This window comes from Thalassospira xianhensis MCCC 1A02616 (genome assembly GCF_003326475.1).
GTDB classification, from domain to species: Bacteria; Pseudomonadota; Alphaproteobacteria; order Rhodospirillales; family Thalassospiraceae; genus Thalassospira; species Thalassospira xianhensis.
In genome coordinates, this window is record NZ_JPWA01000002.1 from 242,117 (window position 1) to 261,739 (window position 19,623).

The 19,623-nt window shown below is 54.4% G+C and carries 15 protein-coding genes; 12 read left to right on the forward strand and 3 right to left on the reverse strand.

Annotated elements, in window-relative coordinates; genetic code table 11:
• Positions 1-433: 433 nt before the first annotated feature.
• Positions 434-1,240 (reverse strand): oxidoreductase, encoded by an 807-nt coding sequence (locus TH5_RS03500; protein WP_114120676.1) that lies wholly within the window; start codon positions 1,238-1,240, stop codon positions 434-436.
• Between the two features lie 290 nt (positions 1,241-1,530).
• Between TH5_RS03500 and TH5_RS03505 the strand changes: the two genes are divergently transcribed.
• The 3 genes from TH5_RS03505 to TH5_RS03515 all read left to right on the forward strand — a co-directional run bounded on the left by TH5_RS03505 (position 1,531) and on the right by TH5_RS03515 (position 4,447).
• Positions 1,531-1,902 carry a PaaI family thioesterase gene (locus TH5_RS03505; RefSeq protein WP_114120677.1) on the forward strand — a complete coding sequence of 124 codons (372 nt, stop codon included), beginning with the start codon at positions 1,531-1,533 and terminating at the stop codon, positions 1,900-1,902.
• The gene (locus TH5_RS03510) at positions 1,875-3,134 is read left to right on the forward strand and encodes a multidrug effflux MFS transporter (RefSeq protein ID WP_244204808.1); all 1,260 of its coding nucleotides are present in this window, start codon (positions 1,875-1,877) and stop codon (positions 3,132-3,134) included. The genes TH5_RS03505 and TH5_RS03510 overlap by 28 nt, the downstream gene beginning before the upstream one ends.
• 128 nt (positions 3,135-3,262) lie before the next feature.
• A complete protein-coding gene (locus tag TH5_RS03515; protein ID WP_114120679.1) occupies positions 3,263-4,447 on the forward strand; it encodes a thiolase family protein in 1,185 nt (394 codons plus the stop codon).
• 71 nt (positions 4,448-4,518) lie between these two features.
• Here the strand turns inward: TH5_RS03515 and TH5_RS03520 are convergent, their stop codons facing one another.
• Complete coding sequence (locus TH5_RS03520; protein WP_114120680.1) at positions 4,519-5,091, reverse strand: TetR/AcrR family transcriptional regulator; 573 nt, start codon at positions 5,089-5,091, stop codon at positions 4,519-4,521.
• A 198-nt stretch (positions 5,092-5,289) separates the two neighbouring features.
• On the opposite strand from TH5_RS03520, the gene TH5_RS03525 reads away from it, so the two are divergent.
• From TH5_RS03525 to TH5_RS03570, 9 genes are all read left to right on the forward strand, one after another.
• Complete coding sequence (locus tag TH5_RS03525) at positions 5,290-6,408, forward strand: efflux RND transporter periplasmic adaptor subunit (protein ID WP_114120681.1); 1,119 nt, start codon at positions 5,290-5,292, stop codon at positions 6,406-6,408.
• Positions 6,408-9,521, forward strand: coding sequence for an efflux RND transporter permease subunit (locus TH5_RS03530; protein WP_114120682.1), 3,114 nt, complete (start codon positions 6,408-6,410; stop codon positions 9,519-9,521). Before TH5_RS03525 ends, TH5_RS03530 begins: the two co-directional genes overlap by 1 nt.
• A 13-nt stretch (positions 9,522-9,534) precedes the next feature.
• Entirely contained in the window at positions 9,535-9,975 is a 441-nt protein-coding gene (locus TH5_RS03535; protein ID WP_167443448.1) for a MarR family winged helix-turn-helix transcriptional regulator, read from the forward strand.
• 741 nt (positions 9,976-10,716) lie between these two features.
• The gene (kdpF, locus tag TH5_RS26130; RefSeq protein WP_084716446.1) at positions 10,717-10,803 is read left to right on the forward strand and encodes a K(+)-transporting ATPase subunit F; all 87 of its coding nucleotides are present in this window, start codon (positions 10,717-10,719) and stop codon (positions 10,801-10,803) included.
• Positions 10,804-10,816: 13 nt separating this feature from the next.
• Positions 10,817-12,526, forward strand: coding sequence for a potassium-transporting ATPase subunit KdpA (gene kdpA, locus TH5_RS03550; protein ID WP_114120685.1), 1,710 nt, complete (start codon positions 10,817-10,819; stop codon positions 12,524-12,526).
• 17 nt (positions 12,527-12,543) lie between these two features.
• The gene (gene kdpB / locus TH5_RS03555; protein WP_114120686.1) at positions 12,544-14,577 is read left to right on the forward strand and encodes a potassium-transporting ATPase subunit KdpB; all 2,034 of its coding nucleotides are present in this window, start codon (positions 12,544-12,546) and stop codon (positions 14,575-14,577) included.
• Positions 14,578-14,590: 13 nt separating this feature from the next.
• Positions 14,591-15,157 carry a potassium-transporting ATPase subunit KdpC gene (gene kdpC, locus TH5_RS03560; protein WP_114120725.1) on the forward strand — a complete coding sequence of 189 codons (567 nt, stop codon included), beginning with the start codon at positions 14,591-14,593 and terminating at the stop codon, positions 15,155-15,157.
• A gap of 208 nt (positions 15,158-15,365) precedes the next feature.
• Positions 15,366-18,095 (forward strand): sensor histidine kinase, encoded by a 2,730-nt coding sequence (locus TH5_RS03565; protein ID WP_114120687.1) that lies wholly within the window; start codon positions 15,366-15,368, stop codon positions 18,093-18,095.
• Positions 18,073-18,780, forward strand: coding sequence for a response regulator (locus TH5_RS03570; protein WP_244204809.1), 708 nt, complete (start codon positions 18,073-18,075; stop codon positions 18,778-18,780). The genes TH5_RS03565 and TH5_RS03570 overlap by 23 nt, the downstream gene beginning before the upstream one ends.
• A 97-nt stretch (positions 18,781-18,877) precedes the next feature.
• On the opposite strand, the gene TH5_RS03575 is transcribed toward TH5_RS03570, so the two are convergent.
• Entirely contained in the window at positions 18,878-19,528 is a 651-nt protein-coding gene (locus TH5_RS03575; protein ID WP_037992798.1) for a GntR family transcriptional regulator, read from the reverse strand.
• Between the last annotated feature and the right edge of the window lie 95 nt (positions 19,529-19,623).

Here is a 19,623-nt window from a genome sequence, read left to right on the forward strand (position 1 = left end):
TTTTTTGCTTTTATGGTCAACTGCTAACAAGGCTATAGGAATTTCGTATCTGTTTCAGGTCAGAGACCTAATGTGATGAAAAATGTCATCTCTTCTGTCAATTTAACCGCTTTCTGTCAGCTTATGTGTCAATCCATGCCAACTTATCTGGCAATCCGAAACGCTAAGCTATTGATTTTGATGCATATCGAATGTCAGATTTTGCGGCACCTGACAATCTCCTCCCAAAATCCGCAAAACGTTTAAGTGCAAGTGTGCCTGTCACTCGGTTCAAGCCGAATTGTCATAATTCGGGGATATGGTGAATCCACCCGGTTAAGTCGGAGTTCTTTACGAACTAAAAACAAATGCTGTCGCTCATTATTCAGGTATCGCGAGATGAGCGACGGCATTTTCAAAAATATGCCAGAGATTGACGGGGCGTAGTCTATTTTCAGGAGAGCCCAAAGGTCTTTCTGATGCCCGAATCTACGGCTCCGAAAGGCATGAACCGTCGCAACTTTCTTAGAAGAGAAGCTTCGCCTTTCGGTGTATGTCGCATTTTCCACTTACCCAAGGCCGCATTGATAATCGTAGTGGCAACTTCATCAGGCTCGGGGGCTTTGCGTACATTCTTTTGAATGGCTTGGGATGCAAGGCCGCGGTCCGTGTCGTAGGCGGAGATTGTGGACGCTGTCTGTGGTGCATTGATGTCCAAGTTGGTTTTGGTGAAGGACGGTTCGACAAGCGATACCCTAACTCCAAACTTGCGCACTTCATGATCCAAGGTCTCCGAGAGGCCTTCAACAGCATGTTTCGATGCTGAATAAAGGCCCATATAGGGAGCCGGAACAAAACCCAGGACCGAACTGATGTTTACAATGCGCCCTGAACGTTGTTCGCGCATATATGGCAGGACTGCTTTTGCAACACGCAGAACGCCAAAGACATTGGTGTCAAACAACGTTTGTGCCTCGCGCACAGAGGTCTCTTCTGTCGCACCGAGCAAGGTCACGCCCGCACTGTTGACAAGAACATCAATGCGACCGGCCCTGGCAATAATGGTTTGAATGCCATTCGGTACTGCTGTTTCGTCGCAGACATCCAGCTCTACCAATTCAACGCCGTTTATAGGTTGTGCTGTTTCAATATTTCGCACTGTCCCAAAAACTCTGCAGCCCTTCTCGGTAAACTTGATCGCGGTAGCACGGCCAATGCCCGACGATACACCGGTTACGACCACAACTTTAGAATTCGACATGATGTTCTTTCCTACCTCGGGAAGATGAGATCCCGATCATTGCCTGAGTGAATAAATAGATTGCGATCATATTCTATAAGCATTATAGATTTCAATCGAAATCTATAATGCTTCGCTGGGCTCTTTTGAGGTACAGGCGATAAAGGCAGTTAATAGAGAGGATCACATACATGACGGGATCATCCTCGGTGGCGTTCAGGAATGGTCAGGTTTCCGCGCCAGAGTTAATGGCGTGCACAGGGCTTGAGGTCGTTTCCAGATTAGCGGATGGCACGCTCAGCCCTCCTTCAATGGCAGAAACACTCCCCTTTACGTTACTTCCTCCCGAGGAAGGGAGGATTGAACTACAGGCCATACCTGAGGCCCGTTGTTGCAATCTGACGAATACCATTCATGGAGGGTGGGCGATGACAATGCTTGATACAGCGATGTCACTTGCTGCCCAGACGACACTTGCCCCCGGTGAGACCTGTCCTTCACTGGAAACCACTGCCAAGTTCATCCGCCCGATATCCATTCATTCTGGCGTGATGCATGTGACGGGCCAGGTGATTGCGCGTGGTCGAACCATCATTACCTTGGAAGGCCGGATTGAGAATGCAGATGGAAAAATCCACGTACACGGAACGTCATCATGCATGATCGTGCCATGCAAAGCGTGAGTTCGGTATCTTCAGCAAGACCCTCCGCAACATCAGGATATCGACTGTCCAAGGGAACGGTATTACCGCTTGCGGGGTTGGCTGCATTGGGGACGTTGGCAACCAATATCATTCTTCCTGCCTTCCCCGGAATGGCGGTCAGTCTTGATGTTTCGTCACGCGAACTTGGTCTGACGCTCAGCAGCTTTTTTGTTGCTTTTGCCGTCGGTCAGCTGCTGGCGGGACCGCTTGCCGATCACTTTGGACGCAAATGGCTGGTATTGGGAGGGCTTGCGGTCTTTGCCGCTGGAAGCATTGTTTGCGCCGTCGCTGACAGCTTGTCTTTTCTGGTGTTTGGCCGTGTTATCCAGGCTTTTGGGGCTTGTGCCGCTTCGGTATTGTCGCGCGCAATTGCGCGTGATTTGTTCGATGGCGAAGTTCTTGCGCGAGCCCTATCTCTCACTATGATCGCGGGAGCCGCGGCACCCGGGTTTTCGCCTTTGCTTGGTAGCGCCTTGGACGGATTGTTCGGTTGGCGTCCCATCTTCCTTGTGGTTGCGATCGTCGCAATGGCGCTTGCGGCATTCTACGGGCTGCGTATTGGTGAAACTCTTCCTCTGGCTCTCAGGACACCGCTGAGGATTTCGAGTTTTGCGACGCCGTACGGTAGGCTGATTGTAAATCGTCGATTTCTTTTTCCCGCATTGTCACTAAGCATGATTATTGGCGGGCTATACACCTTCTTTGCTGCGGCACCATCGATCTTGCTTGATGTTCTTGGCCTCTCGCCTTTCGAACTTGGATTGTCATTTGCCGCAACAGTTCTGATTGTGTTTGTAGCCGGTTTTCTTGCACCACGGCTGGCCCATCGCTGGGGACAGCGACGGGTCGGGATGGCGGGCCTTTTGATTGCTCTGTTCGGTGGTCTGTCGATGTTTGCTTTTGCGCTGGCGCCCTCATTCATATCTTTTACCATTGCAATCGCGGTGTATTTGCTCGGTATGGGGCTGATCAATCCGCTCGGTACTGCTATCGCGCTTCATCCGTTCGATCGGCAGGCGGGTTCAGCGTCTGCATTGCTGGGCTTCTTGCAGATGAGCAGTGCTGCAATCGGGGCGTCATTCGCCAGCATCCTGCCACTTCCGCCGCTTAGTTCTCTTGCCCTTGTTCTTACCATTGCTTCGGGATTGGCCATCCTTGCCTTCATTCCGGTTGTACTGGGGCGTCAGTTCAAAGAGATGCCCCGCACATGAAAGATAAGAAGCGGCGTGATCGAATGTTGAGTGCAGTCTGTTCCTGCACTTCTCGTAGCAGTAGATGACAACAGCTTTGGAACCCTTGAGCAGACTTCTTACCTAAATCGAGAATTGAAGAGAATATTATGAAAAAAAGAGAGGTCGTTATTGCATATCCGTCTCGAACGGCGATCGGGGCCTTCGGAGGGGCGCTAAAAAACACGCCTGCTGTGGAGCTTGGTGCAATCGTGGTGCGAGAAACGCTGGAACGCTCCGGGCTTGATGCCCGGCAGATCGGTTCTGTGGTTATGGGGAATGTCATTCAAGCCGGAAATGGAATGAACCCGGCACGTCAGGCCGCAATCGGTGGAGGTTTACCTGTCTCGGTGCCTGCCTATACGGTAAACCGAGTTTGCGGTTCCGGTGCGCAGGCGATCGTGACGGTGGCTCAGGAAATCGAACTGGGTCTTCATGATGCGGCGATTGCGGGCGGTATGGAAAACATGGACCTTGCGCCGCACCTGATAGGAGGCGTACGCCAGGGGTATCGCATGGGTGATGTCGCGGGTGTCGACAGTATGCTTCGCGATGGTTTGAACGATGCCTTTTCTGGGCGGCATTCAGGCTGGCACACGGAAGATCTGGTGACCTATGCGCGACTGACCCGTGAGGATCAGGATCGTTGGGCCGAGCGATCACAACGTCTTTTCTGCCAGGCAAGCAGTGCTGGCAAATTTAGGTTCGAGATTGTTCCCGTCACGGTTAAAAGTAAAAACAGCTACGAGAAATTTGTACTCGATGAAGCACCAAGACCGGAAACTAGTCTGGAAGGATTGGCAAGGTTAAGGCCTGCCTTCAGAGAAGGAGGCACCATCACTGCGGGCAATGCGCCGGGCCTTAACAGTGGCGCATCTGCGATGGTTATTGCAGAGCGAGAGTTTGCCGAAACTGCGGGTGTTGATCCAATTGGCCGCATTGTCGCTTATGGTGTTGGGGCGGTTGAGCCGGGTCTTTTTGGGCTTGGGCCGGTCCCTGCCGTGCGTCAGGCGCTAGACCGTGCCGGCTGGACGATATCCGATCTGGAACGTGTGGAGATCAATGAAGCATTTGCAGCCGTGCCGCTTGCCGTCATGAAAGAATTGGGGCTGCCCGAGGATATTGTGAATGTGGAGGGAGGTGCCATTGCGCATGGCCATGCCATCGGGGCCACAGGGGCCGTTCTGGTCACGCGTCTCCTGCACTCCATGCGACGGGATGGCGCAAAAAAGGGGTTAGTTACACTTTGCATCGGCGGCGGACAGGGGATTGCATTGGCGCTTGAAGCCCTGTGATTAGTGACGTGATGTCTGGCAGCGGTCGCCGAGGCCGCCAGACATGTTGCAGAACGTGTTCGTCCGAAACCCTAGGCGATTTCCCGGGCCTTTCGGGCGACCGCATCCAGAAACGATTTTGCCATTTCCGGGTCGTTGACAACGCGGGCCAATGTCATGGCACCAACCATCATCGACAGAATAGCAATTGATTTCTCTTCCCGCTCTGCTGCGCTGGTTGCGGAAATCATTCGGCCAAGAACTTCAAGATGAGCCTTCACGCCTGCTTCAAATGAAGCTTTGACGTCAGGACTTTGTCGGGCGGCATCTGCACCGAGTGCGACGATCGGACAGCCGTCCATTTTTTCTGCCTGATGACCTTCGCTGAGATAAAATTCGATCGCGGCATCAAGCGGGTCGTCCGGGTTTTCCTCGGCAGCTTCGGTCCATCGTTCTGTCGACCCCTCCAGAGCACGTTGTGAAGCCTGTGCAACAAGGTCTTCCTTTGAGGTGAACTGCTTATAGAAAGCGCCTTGGGTTAGGCCGGCACTTTTCATCAGATCCTTAAGGCCAATCCCGTCAAACCCGTGTTCCCTGAACAGGCGACTGGCGACGTCGATCACGTTTTGACGGTTTAGGGCAGCTTGTTCACGACTGACACGCATTGTTTGATACCTGTGGTTAGATTTCAACTAACATCTATATATGTTTTCACGTCTCGGTGCAAGAGACCGAAGAGCGCCTCTGTTTTCATGCGAGTTCGAACTGGTGCGCATAAATAGATTGCGATCAACATCTAAATGAATTAATGATGTCGCATGTAATCTAAATTAACGATCAGTTTTCCAGTGAAAGGCTTTGTCATGAGGCGCAAACGGTTATTTCTTTTTGGTGCGGTTGCCTTGGCAACTGTCGGGGTGATCGGGGTTGCTTTTCTCTCGCAACCCTCGCCTGGCGAAGCGTCGGCGGCGACAGATCCTCGCGAAGTGCCGCTTTTGGTAAAAGTCGCCAGGGCGACAGTTGTCAAAGGGGCTGAGCGTTCTTTCACGGGCACCGTTGCTGCGCGGATTCAAAGCAATCTGGGATTCCGCGTGCCGGGCAAGATTGTCGAACGTTTTGTCGATGTCGGACAGCAGGTCGAAGCGGGGCAGCCTTTGATGCGACTTGACGAGACGGATTTGCAGCTTGCCCTGACGGCAAAACGCAATGCTGTGGCTGCCGCGCGCGCATCTTTCGTTCAGGCGCAGGCCGATGAGGCAAGATATGCCGCGCTGGTCAAGGACGGGCTGGCGGCCAGTCGGCAACGTTATGAACAGGTCAAGGCGATCCGCGATACGGCACAAGCTCAATTGGCTGCTGCGCAAGCGGATGCGGAAGTTGCGGAAAACGCTGCTGCCTATTCCACATTACTCGCCGATGCCGACGGAACTGTGGTTGCGACACTTGGTGAACCGGGGCAGGTCATCGCTGCAGGGCAAACCGTCATTCAGCTTGCCCATGCCGGGCCGCGCGAGGCGGTTATTGCCCTTCCTGAAACGATCCGCCCTGAAATCGGATCAGTAGCTGTCGCCAGTATTTATGGAAAGAAGGAAGCTCAAGGTAATGCACGTCTGCGACAGATTTCCGATGCCGCCGATCCGCTGACCCGGACCTATGAGGCCCGTTATGTGCTGGAAGGCAACGCGGCCTTGGCACCGCTCGGCGCAACAGTGACGGTATCTATTGCCAGTCAGGATCAGCAAGCAGGTGTCGTTATCCCAATTGGCGCGGTTCTGGACGATGGACGTCGAACGGGTGTCTGGAAGATCACGCAGGATTCCGCCTCTGTGCAGTTTGTACCGGTACAGATCAGGAAGCTTGGCGAAGAAACCGCAATTGTCATCGGAATCAATGAAGGGCAGGAGATTGTTGCCCTTGGCGCGCATCTGCTTGCGGACGGTACTGCAATCCGAACGACTCTTCAGGCAGAGGCAGCGAACTGATGCGTTTCAATCTTTCCGCGCTCGCCGTTCGCGAGAGAGCTGTCACATTATTCTTCATCCTCCTGCTTGCCGCAGCCGGAATTTACGCCTTTGTAAATCTCGGCCGGGCGGAAGATCCATCCTTTACCATCAAGACGCTGACGGTCACAGCCGCATGGCCCGGAGCAACCGCGCGCGAGATGCAGGACCTTGTCGCAGAGCCGATGGAAAAGCGGGTTCAGGAATTGGCATGGTATGATCGTGTCGAGACAATAACCCGGCCCGGATATGCCTTTCTTACCGTTACATTGAAAGACAGCACTCCACCATCCGAAGTGGATGAGGAGTTCTATCAGGCACGCAAGAAACTGGGGGATGAAGCTCGCAATCTTCCGGCCGGCGTTGTCGGTCCATTCGTTAATGACGAATATTCGGACGTAAGTTTTGCCCTGTATGCCTTGCAGGCTCAGGGTATGCCGATGCGCGATCTGGTCCGGCAGGCCGAAACGATCCGTCAGGACCTTTTGCATGTTCCCGGCGTCAAGAAGATCAATATTCTTGGCGAACGGGCGGAACAGATTTTCGTTGAATTCTCCTATGCGAAGCTGGCGACACTCGGCATATCGATGCAGGAGATCGCGGGTGCTTTGCAACGCCAGAACACCGTCACGCCAGCCGGTTCAATCGATACACGCGGGCCACAGGTCTTCCTTCGGTTTGATGGTGCCTATAACAGCATCCAGACCATCGCCGATACGCCGATTGTTGCTGGTGGCCGCACGCTGAAGCTTTCGGATGTCGCAGAAGTTCGTCGTGGGTATGAAGACCCGCCGACCTACATTATTCGTCATGACGGCGAACCGGCACTTCTTTTGTCAGTTGTGATGCAGCAGGGCTGGAACGGACTTGAACTGGGTGAAGCACTGGAAGACCGGTCTGCTGCCATCGCCAATACCTTGCCGCTTGGTATCAGTTTCGAGAAGGTCAGTGATCAGGCTGTGAATATCAACGCTGCCGTGGGCGAATTCATGATGAAATTCGCTATGGCGCTTGGGGTTGTTTTGCTGGTGAGCCTGATCAGTCTGGGCTGGCGGGTCGGCATCGTTGTTGCCGCTGCCGTGCCATTGACCCTTGCCGTTGTTTTTCTGATCATGCTCGAAACCGGCAGGTTTTTCGATCGCATCACACTTGGGGCGCTTATTCTGGCGCTTGGTTTGCTTGTCGATGATGCCATTATTGCCATTGAGGTCATGGTGGTCAAAATGGAAGAGGGCATGGACCGCATCAAGGCGGCCGCCTATGCCTGGAGCCATACTGCAGCTCCGATGCTTTCTGGTACATTGGTGACGATTATTGGTTTGATGCCGGTCGGTTTTGCCAAGTCCAGTGCGGGTGAATATGCCGGCAATATCTTCTGGATTGTCGGTTTCGCACTCATTGTTTCCTGGCTCGTAGCTGTGATTTTCACACCCTATCTTGGCGTCAAGATGCTGCCGGCGATCAAACCGGTCGAGGGCGGGCATCATGCGATCTATGACACACCGAGCTATCGGCGCCTTCGCGGGCTGATCCGTTATGCCGTGCGTCACAAGTTCCTGACATGTGCTGCTGTTGTTTTTGCTTTTCTTCTTTCTGGCGCTGGAATGGGGCTTATAAAGCAGCAATTCTTCCCGACGTCGGATCGCCCCGAAGTGCTGGTTGAGGTGCGCCTGCCCGAAGGAACGAGTATCGAAACCACAACGGCAGCGGTCGAGAAGATTGAAAACTGGCTGCAACGACAGCCCGAGGCAAAGATCGTTACCAGTTATATTGGGCAGGGTGCGCCGCGCTTCTTCTTTGCCATGGCGCCCGAACTTCCTGATCCGTCCTTTGCCAAGATCGTCGTCCTGACACCGGATGCAGAAGGGCGGGAGGCACTGAAACAACGACTTCGGAAGGCTGTATCCGACGGGCTTGCACAGGAAGCCTATGTTCGTGTTACGCAACTTGTATTCGGTCCCTATACCCCGTTCCCCGTCGAGTTTCGCATCACCGGGCCTGAGCCGGAAAAGCTTTACGAGATTTCCGAAAAGGCGCTGGAGATCATGCGCAAGATTCCCGATGTCCGACAGGCAAATCGCGACTGGGGCAACCGTGCGCCGGTCCTGCGCTTCACACCGGATCAGGATCGTCTCAATCTTATTGGCCTGTCACCGACTGAGGCGGCACAGCAGATGCAGTTCCTGCTGACAGGGATTCCGGTGACGCAGGTTCGCGAAAACATTCGCAATGTGCCTGTCGTGGCACGCAGTGCCGGGGAAACGCGTCTTGATCCTGCCCGGCTTGCAGATTTCTCGCTGATGAGCCGGGATGGTCAGCAAATTCCGCTTGATCAGATCGGAAGAACCGAAATACAGCTCGAAGAACCGATCCTGAAACGGCGTGATCGAACACCGGTGATCACGGTCCGCTCGGACATCAACGAGGCAACCCAGCCGCCAGAGGTGTCAAAGCAGATCATGGAGGCATTTCAGCCGCTGATCGCGTCTCTTCCGGTCGGATATCGCATTGAAATGGGCGGGAGCATCGAGGAATCAGTCAAGGCGAACAATGCGCTGGCAAAAATCTTCCCGGCAATGATTGCTGCTACCCTGATCGTTATCATCCTGCAGGTCCGGAGCCTGTCGACAATGACCATGGTCATGTTGACTGCCCCATTGGGGCTTGTCGGGGTTGTTCCGACATTGATCGCCTTCAATCAACCCTTTGGCTTCAACGCCATTTTGGGGTTGATCGGGCTGGCCGGGATTTTGATGCGTAACACCCTGATCCTGACAGAGCAGATCAAGGATAACCGCGCTGCGGGGCTTGATGATTATCATGCTGTTGTCGAGGCAACCGTCCAGCGCGCGCGACCGGTCATCCTGACGGCTCTTGCGGCTGTTCTGGCCTTTGTTCCTCTTACCCATTCGGTGTTCTGGGGCTCTATGGCTTACACGCTGATTGGGGGGACTGCGGCCGGGACTGTTCTCATCCTGCTCTTCCTGCCTGCGCTTTATGCTGTTTGGTTCAGGATCCAACCGACACCTGAAATGGGACATGCGCCTGCAAACATTTTCCGCCATGAAGATCGCCGGGACAATGCCGCAGAATAAGGGGAATTCGTCGGTGACAAATCCGATACCGGAAAAGGACGACATGCCGTTATCCGGACGTTTCTGCTTTGTTTTGCAGCGTGTCAGCCGTGTGATTTCAAGGCGCCTTAACAGTGTCTTGCAGTCGACCGGAATAACCGGTTCGCAATTGATGATTTTGGATGCCATCGGCTTGGATGGCGATCTTCGCCAGAAAGATCTGGCAGAGTTCCTTGCAAAGGACCACGCAACGATTACGGCCAATCTTGCACCGTTAGTGCGACGTGGATTGGTTGTTCGGGATGAAGATCGTCATGATCGTCGTGCCCAAAGGCTTTCACTTACCCCGGCTGGGACGTTTCTTCTGGGGCAGGCACGCGAACTTATGGAAGGATTTGAGGCGGACCTGGGCAGCCGGATTTCCGGTGAAAATGCGCTGGGTGAACTTTGCAACGCCTTGGACAATCTGTCGTAGCATTTGTGCCCGGTTACAGTAGAGATCCAATTCTGCAAAAGCCCGGGCCTAAGTCGGACAAAAAGGAGAACCTGGAATGTTTCGGCGGTTATGGAAAAGATGTCGGAGCTGGTTGGGGAAAATTCAATGGGTTGACGATCCTGAGGGTGAGTATCTGCTTAAATTGGAGCAGCGAGTAGACCGTCTCGAAAGGGATGTTGCCCATCTGAAACAACCAGGTTCGGGCTTAAAACTTCAGCCAGAGAAATAATGATCGGAAAACTGTCAAGCAAACTTGGCAAACTTGGCAAGCTTGCCGAGTGTGCCGGATTCTTTTTAAGTTCCGAAAAGTGGTTGCGAGAGAAATGTCAGCTTCTTTGTCAATCCTGCAGGTTTTTGTCATCTTTTGAGACAATCCGCGTCAACATTTATGGCACCAAGATTTTTCGATGAAATTCCCTAATGGGCTGATTTATCATAATAAATCGGTCCTATGACGTTTTGCCTGTGCAGCAATCACAGCCGTTCTGAAGGCACCGCCGTGCGCTGTCATCGGGATTTTACGCATTTTTTATGCCGAACACCGGCCAGAACATTTTTCTGCCATCGTATTTTTACGGCTCTCCCTCCTAGCCTGTAGCAGTTGATCCGAACACTACAGGAGTATCCCATGTTCGATCTGATCTATGTCGTTTTGGCATTGGGTGCCTTTGCCATGTGCGGGCTTGCGGTACGCGGCTGCGCCCGGATCTAGGAGGTTCCATGATCAGTTATATTCTTGGCGGCGCGGTATCGGCCGCGCTGATTGTCTATCTGTTTTACGCCCTGATCCGGGCTGAAAAATTCTAGGACGGAGTTCCCGATGACAACCGATCTCGGCCAGTTCGCGCTTTATTGCGCGATCCTGCTGGCGTGCGCCCCGTTGCTGGGAGGGTATATGTACCGGGTTTACAGCGGGCAGCGGGTTTTGCTGTCCCCCGTTTTCAAGCCGGTTGAGAAAGTCATTTATCGCATTTGCGGTATCGATGCGCAGGCATCGCAACATTGGTCGCGATATGCCGTGACCCTTCTGGCCTTTAACGCGGCTGGATGGGTTTTGCTGTTTGCCATTCTGCGTTTGCAGCATCTTTTGCCGTGGAATCCGGCCGGGCTGGCGCCGATGTCGTCCGATCTGGCGTTCAATACGGCGGTCAGTTTCGTCACAAATACCAACTGGCAGGCCTATGGCGGTGAAACCTCACTGTCCTATTTCAGTCAGATGGTCGGACTGACCATGCAGAACTTTGTCAGTGCATCAACGGGCATGGCGGTTGCCGTTGCGGTGATCCGCGGGTTTGCGGGACGCAAGGTTCGTGATCTCGGCAACTTCCATGTCGATATGACGCGCGGGGTTCTTTACATTCTGCTGCCGCTTTCGATTATCGCAGCAATTTTCCTGATGTCGCAGGGCGTTCCGCAGAACCTGAATTCCTATGTCGATGCAACCACGCTTGAGGGCACAAAGCAGGTTCTGGCTCAGGGGCCGGCCGCATCGCAGATCGCGATCAAACAGCTTGGCACCAATGGTGGCGGCTTCTTTAACGTCAATTCGTCGCATCCTTACGAAAACCCCACAGCGCTGAGCAATCTGCTTCAGATGGTTTATATCCTGCTGATCCCGGCGGCGTTTTGTTTCCTGTTTGGCAAGATGGTTAATGACAAGCGCCAGGGCATTGCGATTTTCGCGGTGATGGCTGTGCTGTTTGTCGGTGGATTTGCCGCGACCTATAGTGCGGAAAAGGCAGGCAATGCGTTGCTGACAAATTCCAGCAAGATTATTGCCGATCCGGGCAATATGGAAGGCAAGGAAACCCGTTTCGGTATCCTGAATTCCACTCTGTGGGCGACAGCGACAACTGCTGCGTCGAACGGATCGGTCAATGCCATGCATGACAGTCTGACACCGCTTGGCGGCATGGTAACGATGCTGAACATGCAGCTTGGTGAAATCGTCTATGGCGGTGTCGGTGCCGGTTTCTACGGCATGCTGCTGTTTGTTGTTCTGACGGTTTTCATTGCCGGACTTATGGTCGGGCGGACGCCGGAATATCTGGGCAAGAAGATCGAAGCCCGCGAGATCAAGCTGGCTGTTCTGGCCATCCTGACCATGCCGATCGGCATTCTGGTATTCGGGGCCCTGTCGGCGACCGTTCCGGTCGCTATGACGGCAGTACAGGATGCCGGTCCGCACGGGCTTTCGGAAATCCTTTATGCCTATAGCTCGGCGACGGGCAATAACGGCTCGGCCTTTGCCGGGTTCGGGGCCGGAATGCCGTTCCATACTACCTTGCAGGGCATTGCGATGCTGCTGGGGCGTTATGGCTTCATCATTCCGATCCTGGCGATTGCCGGGTCGCTCGGGACGAAGAATGTCGTTCCCGTTTCGGGCGGCACATTCCCGACCCATGGTCCGCTTTTCGTTACCCTTCTGATTGCCGTCATTCTGATTGTCGGCGGCCTCACTTTCTTCCCGGCACTGGCACTCGGCCCGATTGCGGAGCATTTCGCAATGCTGGCCGGAATTGCCTACTGACCGGAGGAGTACAGAAAATGAAGAAAACAGAAAATTCCCGTCTGCTGGACGGGGCGCTTGTCCGGACTGCCAGTATCGAGGCGTTTCGCAAGCTTGATCCGCGGATCATGATCCGCAATCCGGTGATGTTCATGGTTGAGGCCGGTGCGGTGATGGCAACCGTCATCAGTATCCATACCGGCATGACGGGCGGCCCGGACCTGTCTGCCCTGATCCAGATTACCGTCTGGCTTTGGTTTACCGTCCTGTTTGCCAATTTTGCCGAGGCGGTCGCCGAAGGTCGTGGCAAGGCACGGGCCGATAGCCTGCGGTCAACCAATAAGGAAACCCAGGCAAAAAAGCTTCGCAACGGGGAAAAGACCGCTGTTGAAATGGTCGCAAGCAGCCGTCTTTCGCCTGGTGACTTTGTACTGGTCGAGGCGGGCGATGTCATCCCTGTCGATGGCGAGATTGTAGAGGGGATTGCCTCGGTCGATGAATCTGCAATTACCGGTGAATCTGCCCCGGTTATCCGCGAAAGTGGAGGGGACCGGTCTGCGGTAACCGGCGGGACGCGGATTGTGTCGGACTGGCTTAAAGTCCGTGTCACCGCCAAACCGGGCGAAAGCTTTCTTGACCGTATGATCGCCATGGTCGAAGGCGCGCAGCGTCAGAAAACCCCAAACGAAATCGCGCTTAATATCCTGCTGGTCGGCATGTCGATCATCTTTCTGATCGTCGTCGTCACGCTTGAGCCGTTCGCGCTGTTCTCGGGGACGTCGATCCCGATGGCGTTTCTGATTGCGTTGCTGGTGACCTTGATCCCGACAACAATCGGCGGTTTGCTGTCTGCCATCGGGATTGCCGGTATGGACCGTCTGGTCAAAGCCAATGTCATCGCCAAGTCCGGGCGTGCGGTTGAGGCATCGGGCGATGTCGATACGCTGCTGCTTGATAAAACCGGAACCATTACCTTTGGCAACCGTATGGCCGACGAGTTTGTGCCACTCAAAGGTGTCACAGATCGCGAAGTCGCGGAAGCCGCGGCAATCGCATCGCTTGCCGATGACACACCAGAGGGCAAATCGATTGTCGAACTGGCAGGCAAGCTGTTTGATTTCCGGGGTGATAAATCGAAACTGTCCAAGGCGATTGCCTTTAGTGCCGAAACCCGTATGTCCGGTGCGGATATCGGTGAGGATGAATATCGTAAAGGTGCCGGGGATGCGATGCGGGCATATGCCGAAGCGGGCCCGCAGGTTGCCGAACTTGGCCGGATCGTTGATGGCATCGCCAAATCAGGTGGTACGCCGCTTGTGGTCGCGAAAAACCACAAGATCATGGGTGTCATTCATCTGAAAGACATCATCAAGCCGGGCATTCGCGAACGGTTTGCTGAACTGCGTGCCATGGGCATCCGGACCGTCATGATTACGGGGGACAACCCGTTAACGGCCGCCGCAATCGCTGCCGAGGCCGGGGTGGATGATTTTCTGGCCGAGGCAACGCCGGAAAAGAAACTGGAACTGATCCGTCAGGAACAGGAAGGCGGGCGTCTGGTGGCGATGTGCGGTGACGGATCGAACGATGCGCCGGCCTTAGCACAGGCAGATGTCGGGGTTGCGATGAATGATGGCACCCAGGCTGCACGCGAGGCAGGCAACCTTGTCGACCTTGATAGCGATCCGACCAAGCTGATCGAGATCGTCCAGGTCGGCAAACAGTTGCTGATCAGCAGGGGCGCGTTGACAACATTTTCGATTGCCAACGACGTTGCCAAATATTTCGCGATCCTGCCCGCGCTTTTCATTGCGGCCTATCCGCAGCTTGGTGCGCTGAACATCATGGGGCTTGCCAGCCCGCAAAGCGCGATCCTTTCGGCGGTGATCTTTAATGCCCTGATCATTATCGCCCTGATCCCGCTGGCTCTGCGCGGGGTACGGTTTACGCCGGGCAGTGCGGCGGCGCTGCTGCGTCGAAATCTTCTGATCTATGGCCTTGGTGGCCTGATCGTTCCCTTTGTCGGCATCAAGGTCATTGACCTTCTGATCAATGCCGTCGGTCTGGTTTAACGGAGAATTTGTCATGTTGAACTTGTTACGTCCGGCCATTGGCATGGCTGCTGTGATGACGGTGATAACCGGTGTTGCCTATCCGCTGGCAATGACCGGGATCGGGCAGGGACTGTTCGCGGAAGAAGCCAATGGCAGCCTGATTGAAAAGGATGGCGTTGTCGTCGGTTCGCGCCTGATCGGCCAGAAGTTTGAAAGTGACCGTTATTTCCATCCGCGTCCTTCCTATGCCGGCGATGGCTATGAGGGGGATAATTCCGGTGGTTCCAACCTTGGGGCGACGAACCGGGAACTGGTCAACGGGATCAAGGTCCGTGCCCTTGATCTTTCGGCGGAAAACGGCAATCGCCCGGTGCCAATAGATTTGCTGACGGCATCGGGCAGCGGACTTGACCCCGATATCTCGCCCGAAAGTGCCCGCTTCCAGATGGAAAGGGTCGCTAAAGCCAGAAACATCCCGCTCAATGATCTGGAGGAACTGGTTGCAGCCCATATTGAGGATAGAACCTTTGGGTTGATCGGAGAGCCGCGGGTCAATGTTCTGATGTTGAATCTGGCTCTGGACGAAATGTCGTCCTGATCCGATGGATTATTCCAAAAATACAGGGTATCGGGCTGTCTTTCGGCAGTCCGGTGCCCGGCAAAGACAGGTTCAGCGCGAGGCAGAGGAAATGCGCGCTGTCTGGCTCCGGAGCAAGGTGCTGTCAGTCTATCGGCGATTTATCCGGGTGATCCGCCGATGGTTCTGATATGACAGGATAAATACGAAAGGCTTTGATCGACGCAAGATGACCGACGAAGAGGACCGTCCATCCCCCGAAGCCCTGCTGGAACAGACCCGCAAGGATGATCGGGGCAAGCTCAAGATCTTTCTGGGTGCCTATCCGGGCGTCGGAAAGACCTATGCCATGCTTCAGGCCGCGCAGGAACGGCGGAAGGAGGGGCGTGACGTTATTGTCGGCATTGTCGAAACCCACGGGCGCGTGGAAACCGAAAACCTCTTGCGCGGTCTTGAAGCATTGCCGCGCAAGAGGCTTTTGCATCGGGGCCGTGTTTTTGGGGAAATGGACATTGACGCGATCATCTGGCGCAAGCCGGAAATCGCCCTTGTGGACGAACTGGCACACACCAATGTGCCGGGCAGCCGCCATGAAAAACGCTATCAGGATATCGATGAGCTGCTTGATGCCGGGATTGATGTCTATACGACGCTGAACATCCAGCATCTTGAAAGCCTGAACGATATTGTCGCCCGGATTTCACGTGTTCGCGTACGCGAAACCCTGCCCGACAGTTTCCTTGAAAAAGCCAATGAAATTGAACTGATCGATTTGCCGCCTGATGATCTGTTGCAAAGACTGCGCGATGGCAAGGTTTATGTCATCGATCAGGTGGGGCGCGCGCTCCGGCATTTCTTCAGCAAGGGAAATCTGACCGCACTTCGCGAACTGGCGATGCGTATTGCCGCCGAACGCATTGATGCGCAGATGCTGGAATATATGCGTACCCATGCGGTCAGCGGCCCATGGCCGACGCAGGACCGCCTGATGGTGTGCCTGAATGAAAGTCCGGTGGCCAAAAAGCTGGTGCGCACGGCCAAGCGGATGGCAGAACGCCAGCGTGTTCCGTGGATCGCCTTGCATGTCGAAACACCACGCGACGACCGGATGGCGAATGCCGAAAAAGATGACATTGCCGAAGCACTGCGTCTGGCGGAACAGTTGGGGGCGGAAATTGTCACGCTTCAGGCGGAATCCCATTTGGCACGCGAGATTTCCGCATTGGCGTCCAAACGCAATGTCACGCGTCTTCTGATCGGACGGCCAAGGCGAAGACGCTGGACCGGATTGTTGCGTGAAAATGTGGCGCGCAAGCTGCTTGAGAATGCCGAGGGTTTTGATGTTACGGTCATTGCCGCGGACGCGGATGAGAAGAAACGTTCGCTGATCTCGGACAATCCGTTCGAGCCCGGAAGCTGGCGATCACGCAGCCTTTCATGGGTCTTTGGCAGCGTTACTGTGGCAACCGCTGCCGCACTTTTTGCCGACCGCTATGTGCCGCTTGGCAATCTGTCCCTGATTTATCTTCTGGCGGTACTGTTAACTGCAATCCGTTGCGGCATGTGGCCGTCGATTGCCGCCAGTCTGCTGTCTTTCATTTCCTACAATTTCTTCTTCACTGTTCCCTATTACACGCTGTCGGTGTTCCATCATGAACAACTGATTACCATCGTATTTTTCCTGATTGTTTCTGTCATTGTTGGCAATCTGGCAGGGCGTCTGCGCCTTCAGGTCGACGCCATGAAAACCAGCGGCAAGCGCACGGCCAATCTATATGATTTCAGTCGCAAGATTGCAGCGGCGGCGTCGCTTGACGATGTTTTGTGGGCGGCTGTGCATCATGTGGCCGCGACGCTTGACTGCCAGTCGATGGTCCTGCAGCCGGGTGCGGACGGATCGTTGGAAATTACCGCAGCCTACCCGCCGGAAGACCAGTTGGGGCTAAAAGATTGGGGGGCCGCCGAATGGGCGTGGGAGCATTCCAAACCGGCCGGATGGCGATCGGAAACCCTGCCGACCGCAGAATGGCTATTCATGCCGGTGAATACCCCGCAGGGACCGCTTGGTGTTCTTGGTGTCCGTTTCAGGGAAGATGCGCGCACATTGGGGCCTTCCCAGCGTCGCCTGCTTGAGGCGCTTGTCGATCAGGTTGCGGTTGCTGTTGAGCGTACCCGTCTTGCGACCGATATCGAAGAAGCACGATTGCTGAGCGAGACCGAGCAGCTCCGCGCGGCACTTTTGTCTTCGGTATCACATGATTTGCGCACCCCACTGGTATCGATCATCGGGTCGGCGACGACATTATCAAGCTATGGCGACAGCATGGGAGAAGAGGATCGCGGGCAGCTTACCCAGACCATCCTTGAGGAAAGCGAACGTCTGAACCGGTTCGTCCAGAACCTTCTGGATATGACGCGGCTTGGCTATGGTGCCTTGCAGCCGAAAAAGGAATGGTCCGATCTGGCCGAGATCATCGGTCGTGCGGTTAAGCATGTCCGCAAATATGCCGGGACGCGATCCTTTGACGTGCAAATATCGCCCGATCTGTCCCCGATCCAGCTTGATCCGGTTCTGATCGAACAGGTTTTGTTCAATGTTCTTGATAACGCTGTAAAGCATACCGCCGAAAACGGTCGGATTACAGTAAGTGCCAACGCAGATAAAACACGGATGATGATTGAGATATCGGATAACGGGCGCGGTATCCCGGCCGAAGCCCGGCAGGCTGTTTTTGATGTTTTCTATCGTGTTCGCGCAGGCGATAGCCAGGTGGCGGGTACGGGGCTTGGATTGTCGATCTGCCGTGGTTTTATCGAGGCGCATGGCGGACGTATCGTTGCACTCGACGGGCCGCAGGGTGTGGGCACAACCATTGCCATAACCCTGCCGATGACCGCGATGCCGACGGTTGCAGAGGATGACGAGGATTTGCAGGATGGCAGTGCGGAAGGAAACTGACATGCACGATCAGGCGAAAGTGCTGATCATTGATGACGAACCGCAAATTCGTAAATTCCTGCGGATCAGCCTTGGCGCGCAAGGGTATGAGGTGATCGAGGCCGAGAACGGCCAGTCTGGTATCGAGAAATGCGCTCTTGAGACCCCGCATCTTGTCATTCTTGATCTTGGATTGCCTGATCTGGATGGGCAGGAGGTTTTGGCGAAAATCCGGGAATGGAGTGAGGTCCCGATCATCGTTCTTTCCGTGCGCGCCAACGAGGAAGAAAAAGTGACTGCCTTGGACCGTGGCGCAAACGATTACGTGACCAAGCCGTTCGGCATTGCCGAATTGATCGCACGGGTGCGGGTTATCTTACGCAGCCGCAAATCCGAAGACCTGACCAGTAGCGAGATTGTTTCGGGCGATCTGAAGATCGATCTGGCCGCGCACAGGGTTTTCAAGGGTGAGAACGAATTGAAACTCACCAAAAAGGAGTTCGCACTCCTGACCCTGCTGGCGCGTAACGCAGGCCGGATTGTGACCCATCAACATATTTTGCGCGAAATCTGGGGACCTGCGCAGGAAAGTGAAACTCATTATCTGCGTATCTATATCGGCCATCTGCGCCAGAAACTTGGCGATGATCCGTTGAACCCGACCTATATCGAAAACGAGCCGGGGGTTGGATACCGGTTTTGTTGATACCGAAACCTTCCAGACAGTTGAAAGTGTGCGAGAGCTTCCTTCTGTCGGTTTTCATAATTCGGGGATGCGACCATTCCAGTCTTAACTGGGCTGGTTATTCACGCAATAGCTTGATCCGCAGCCTTTGAGCGCTTCGGATGTGATGTCTTGCATCGGTATCGGCCTGATCGGCGTTGCCGGACCGGATGCTGTCGATAATGTTCTTATGTTCCTGATAGGCACTTTCGGGGCGGCCGTCATATTGAAGCGTCGTACCGCCCAGAAGCGCCATTGAATTCGATAAAGAATTAAGTGCATCAATAAGATAGCGATTGTTCGCCGTTCTATACAGCGCCTGATGAAACAGCCGGTTTGCTTCTGCAACTTTCACCGGGTCCTGCCCGTTTTTCAACATCAGTTCATTGAGATCTTCCAGTTCGGCGATTTCAAGCTCTGATGCGTGGCGCGCGGCATAGCGGGCGGCTGTTCCTTCCAAAACTTCGCGAATTTCATACAGTTCGATCACTTCGCGATGATCGAGTTCCTTGATGACGGCCCCGTGTCGCGGCATGTGGATCAGCAGACCATCACTTTCCAGACGCCGAATGGCATCGCGCACCGGGGTGCGGCTGATTCCAAACCTTTCAGCAACTTCCACCTCGCGGATTCGGGTCCCCGGCTTGAGTTCGCCATGCTGGATGGCTGCCAGAAGCTTTTGATAGGCAACTTCCCCACGGGGCTGGTGATCGGCGGAATCTGGGCTCATGAGAAGGCACCTGCTTTGTTCTGTCTGGTTTTTAACTTGACACAAGCATGCTGAAATCTCAAGGTTGGAGACAATTGTATACAAAAGTATCCATT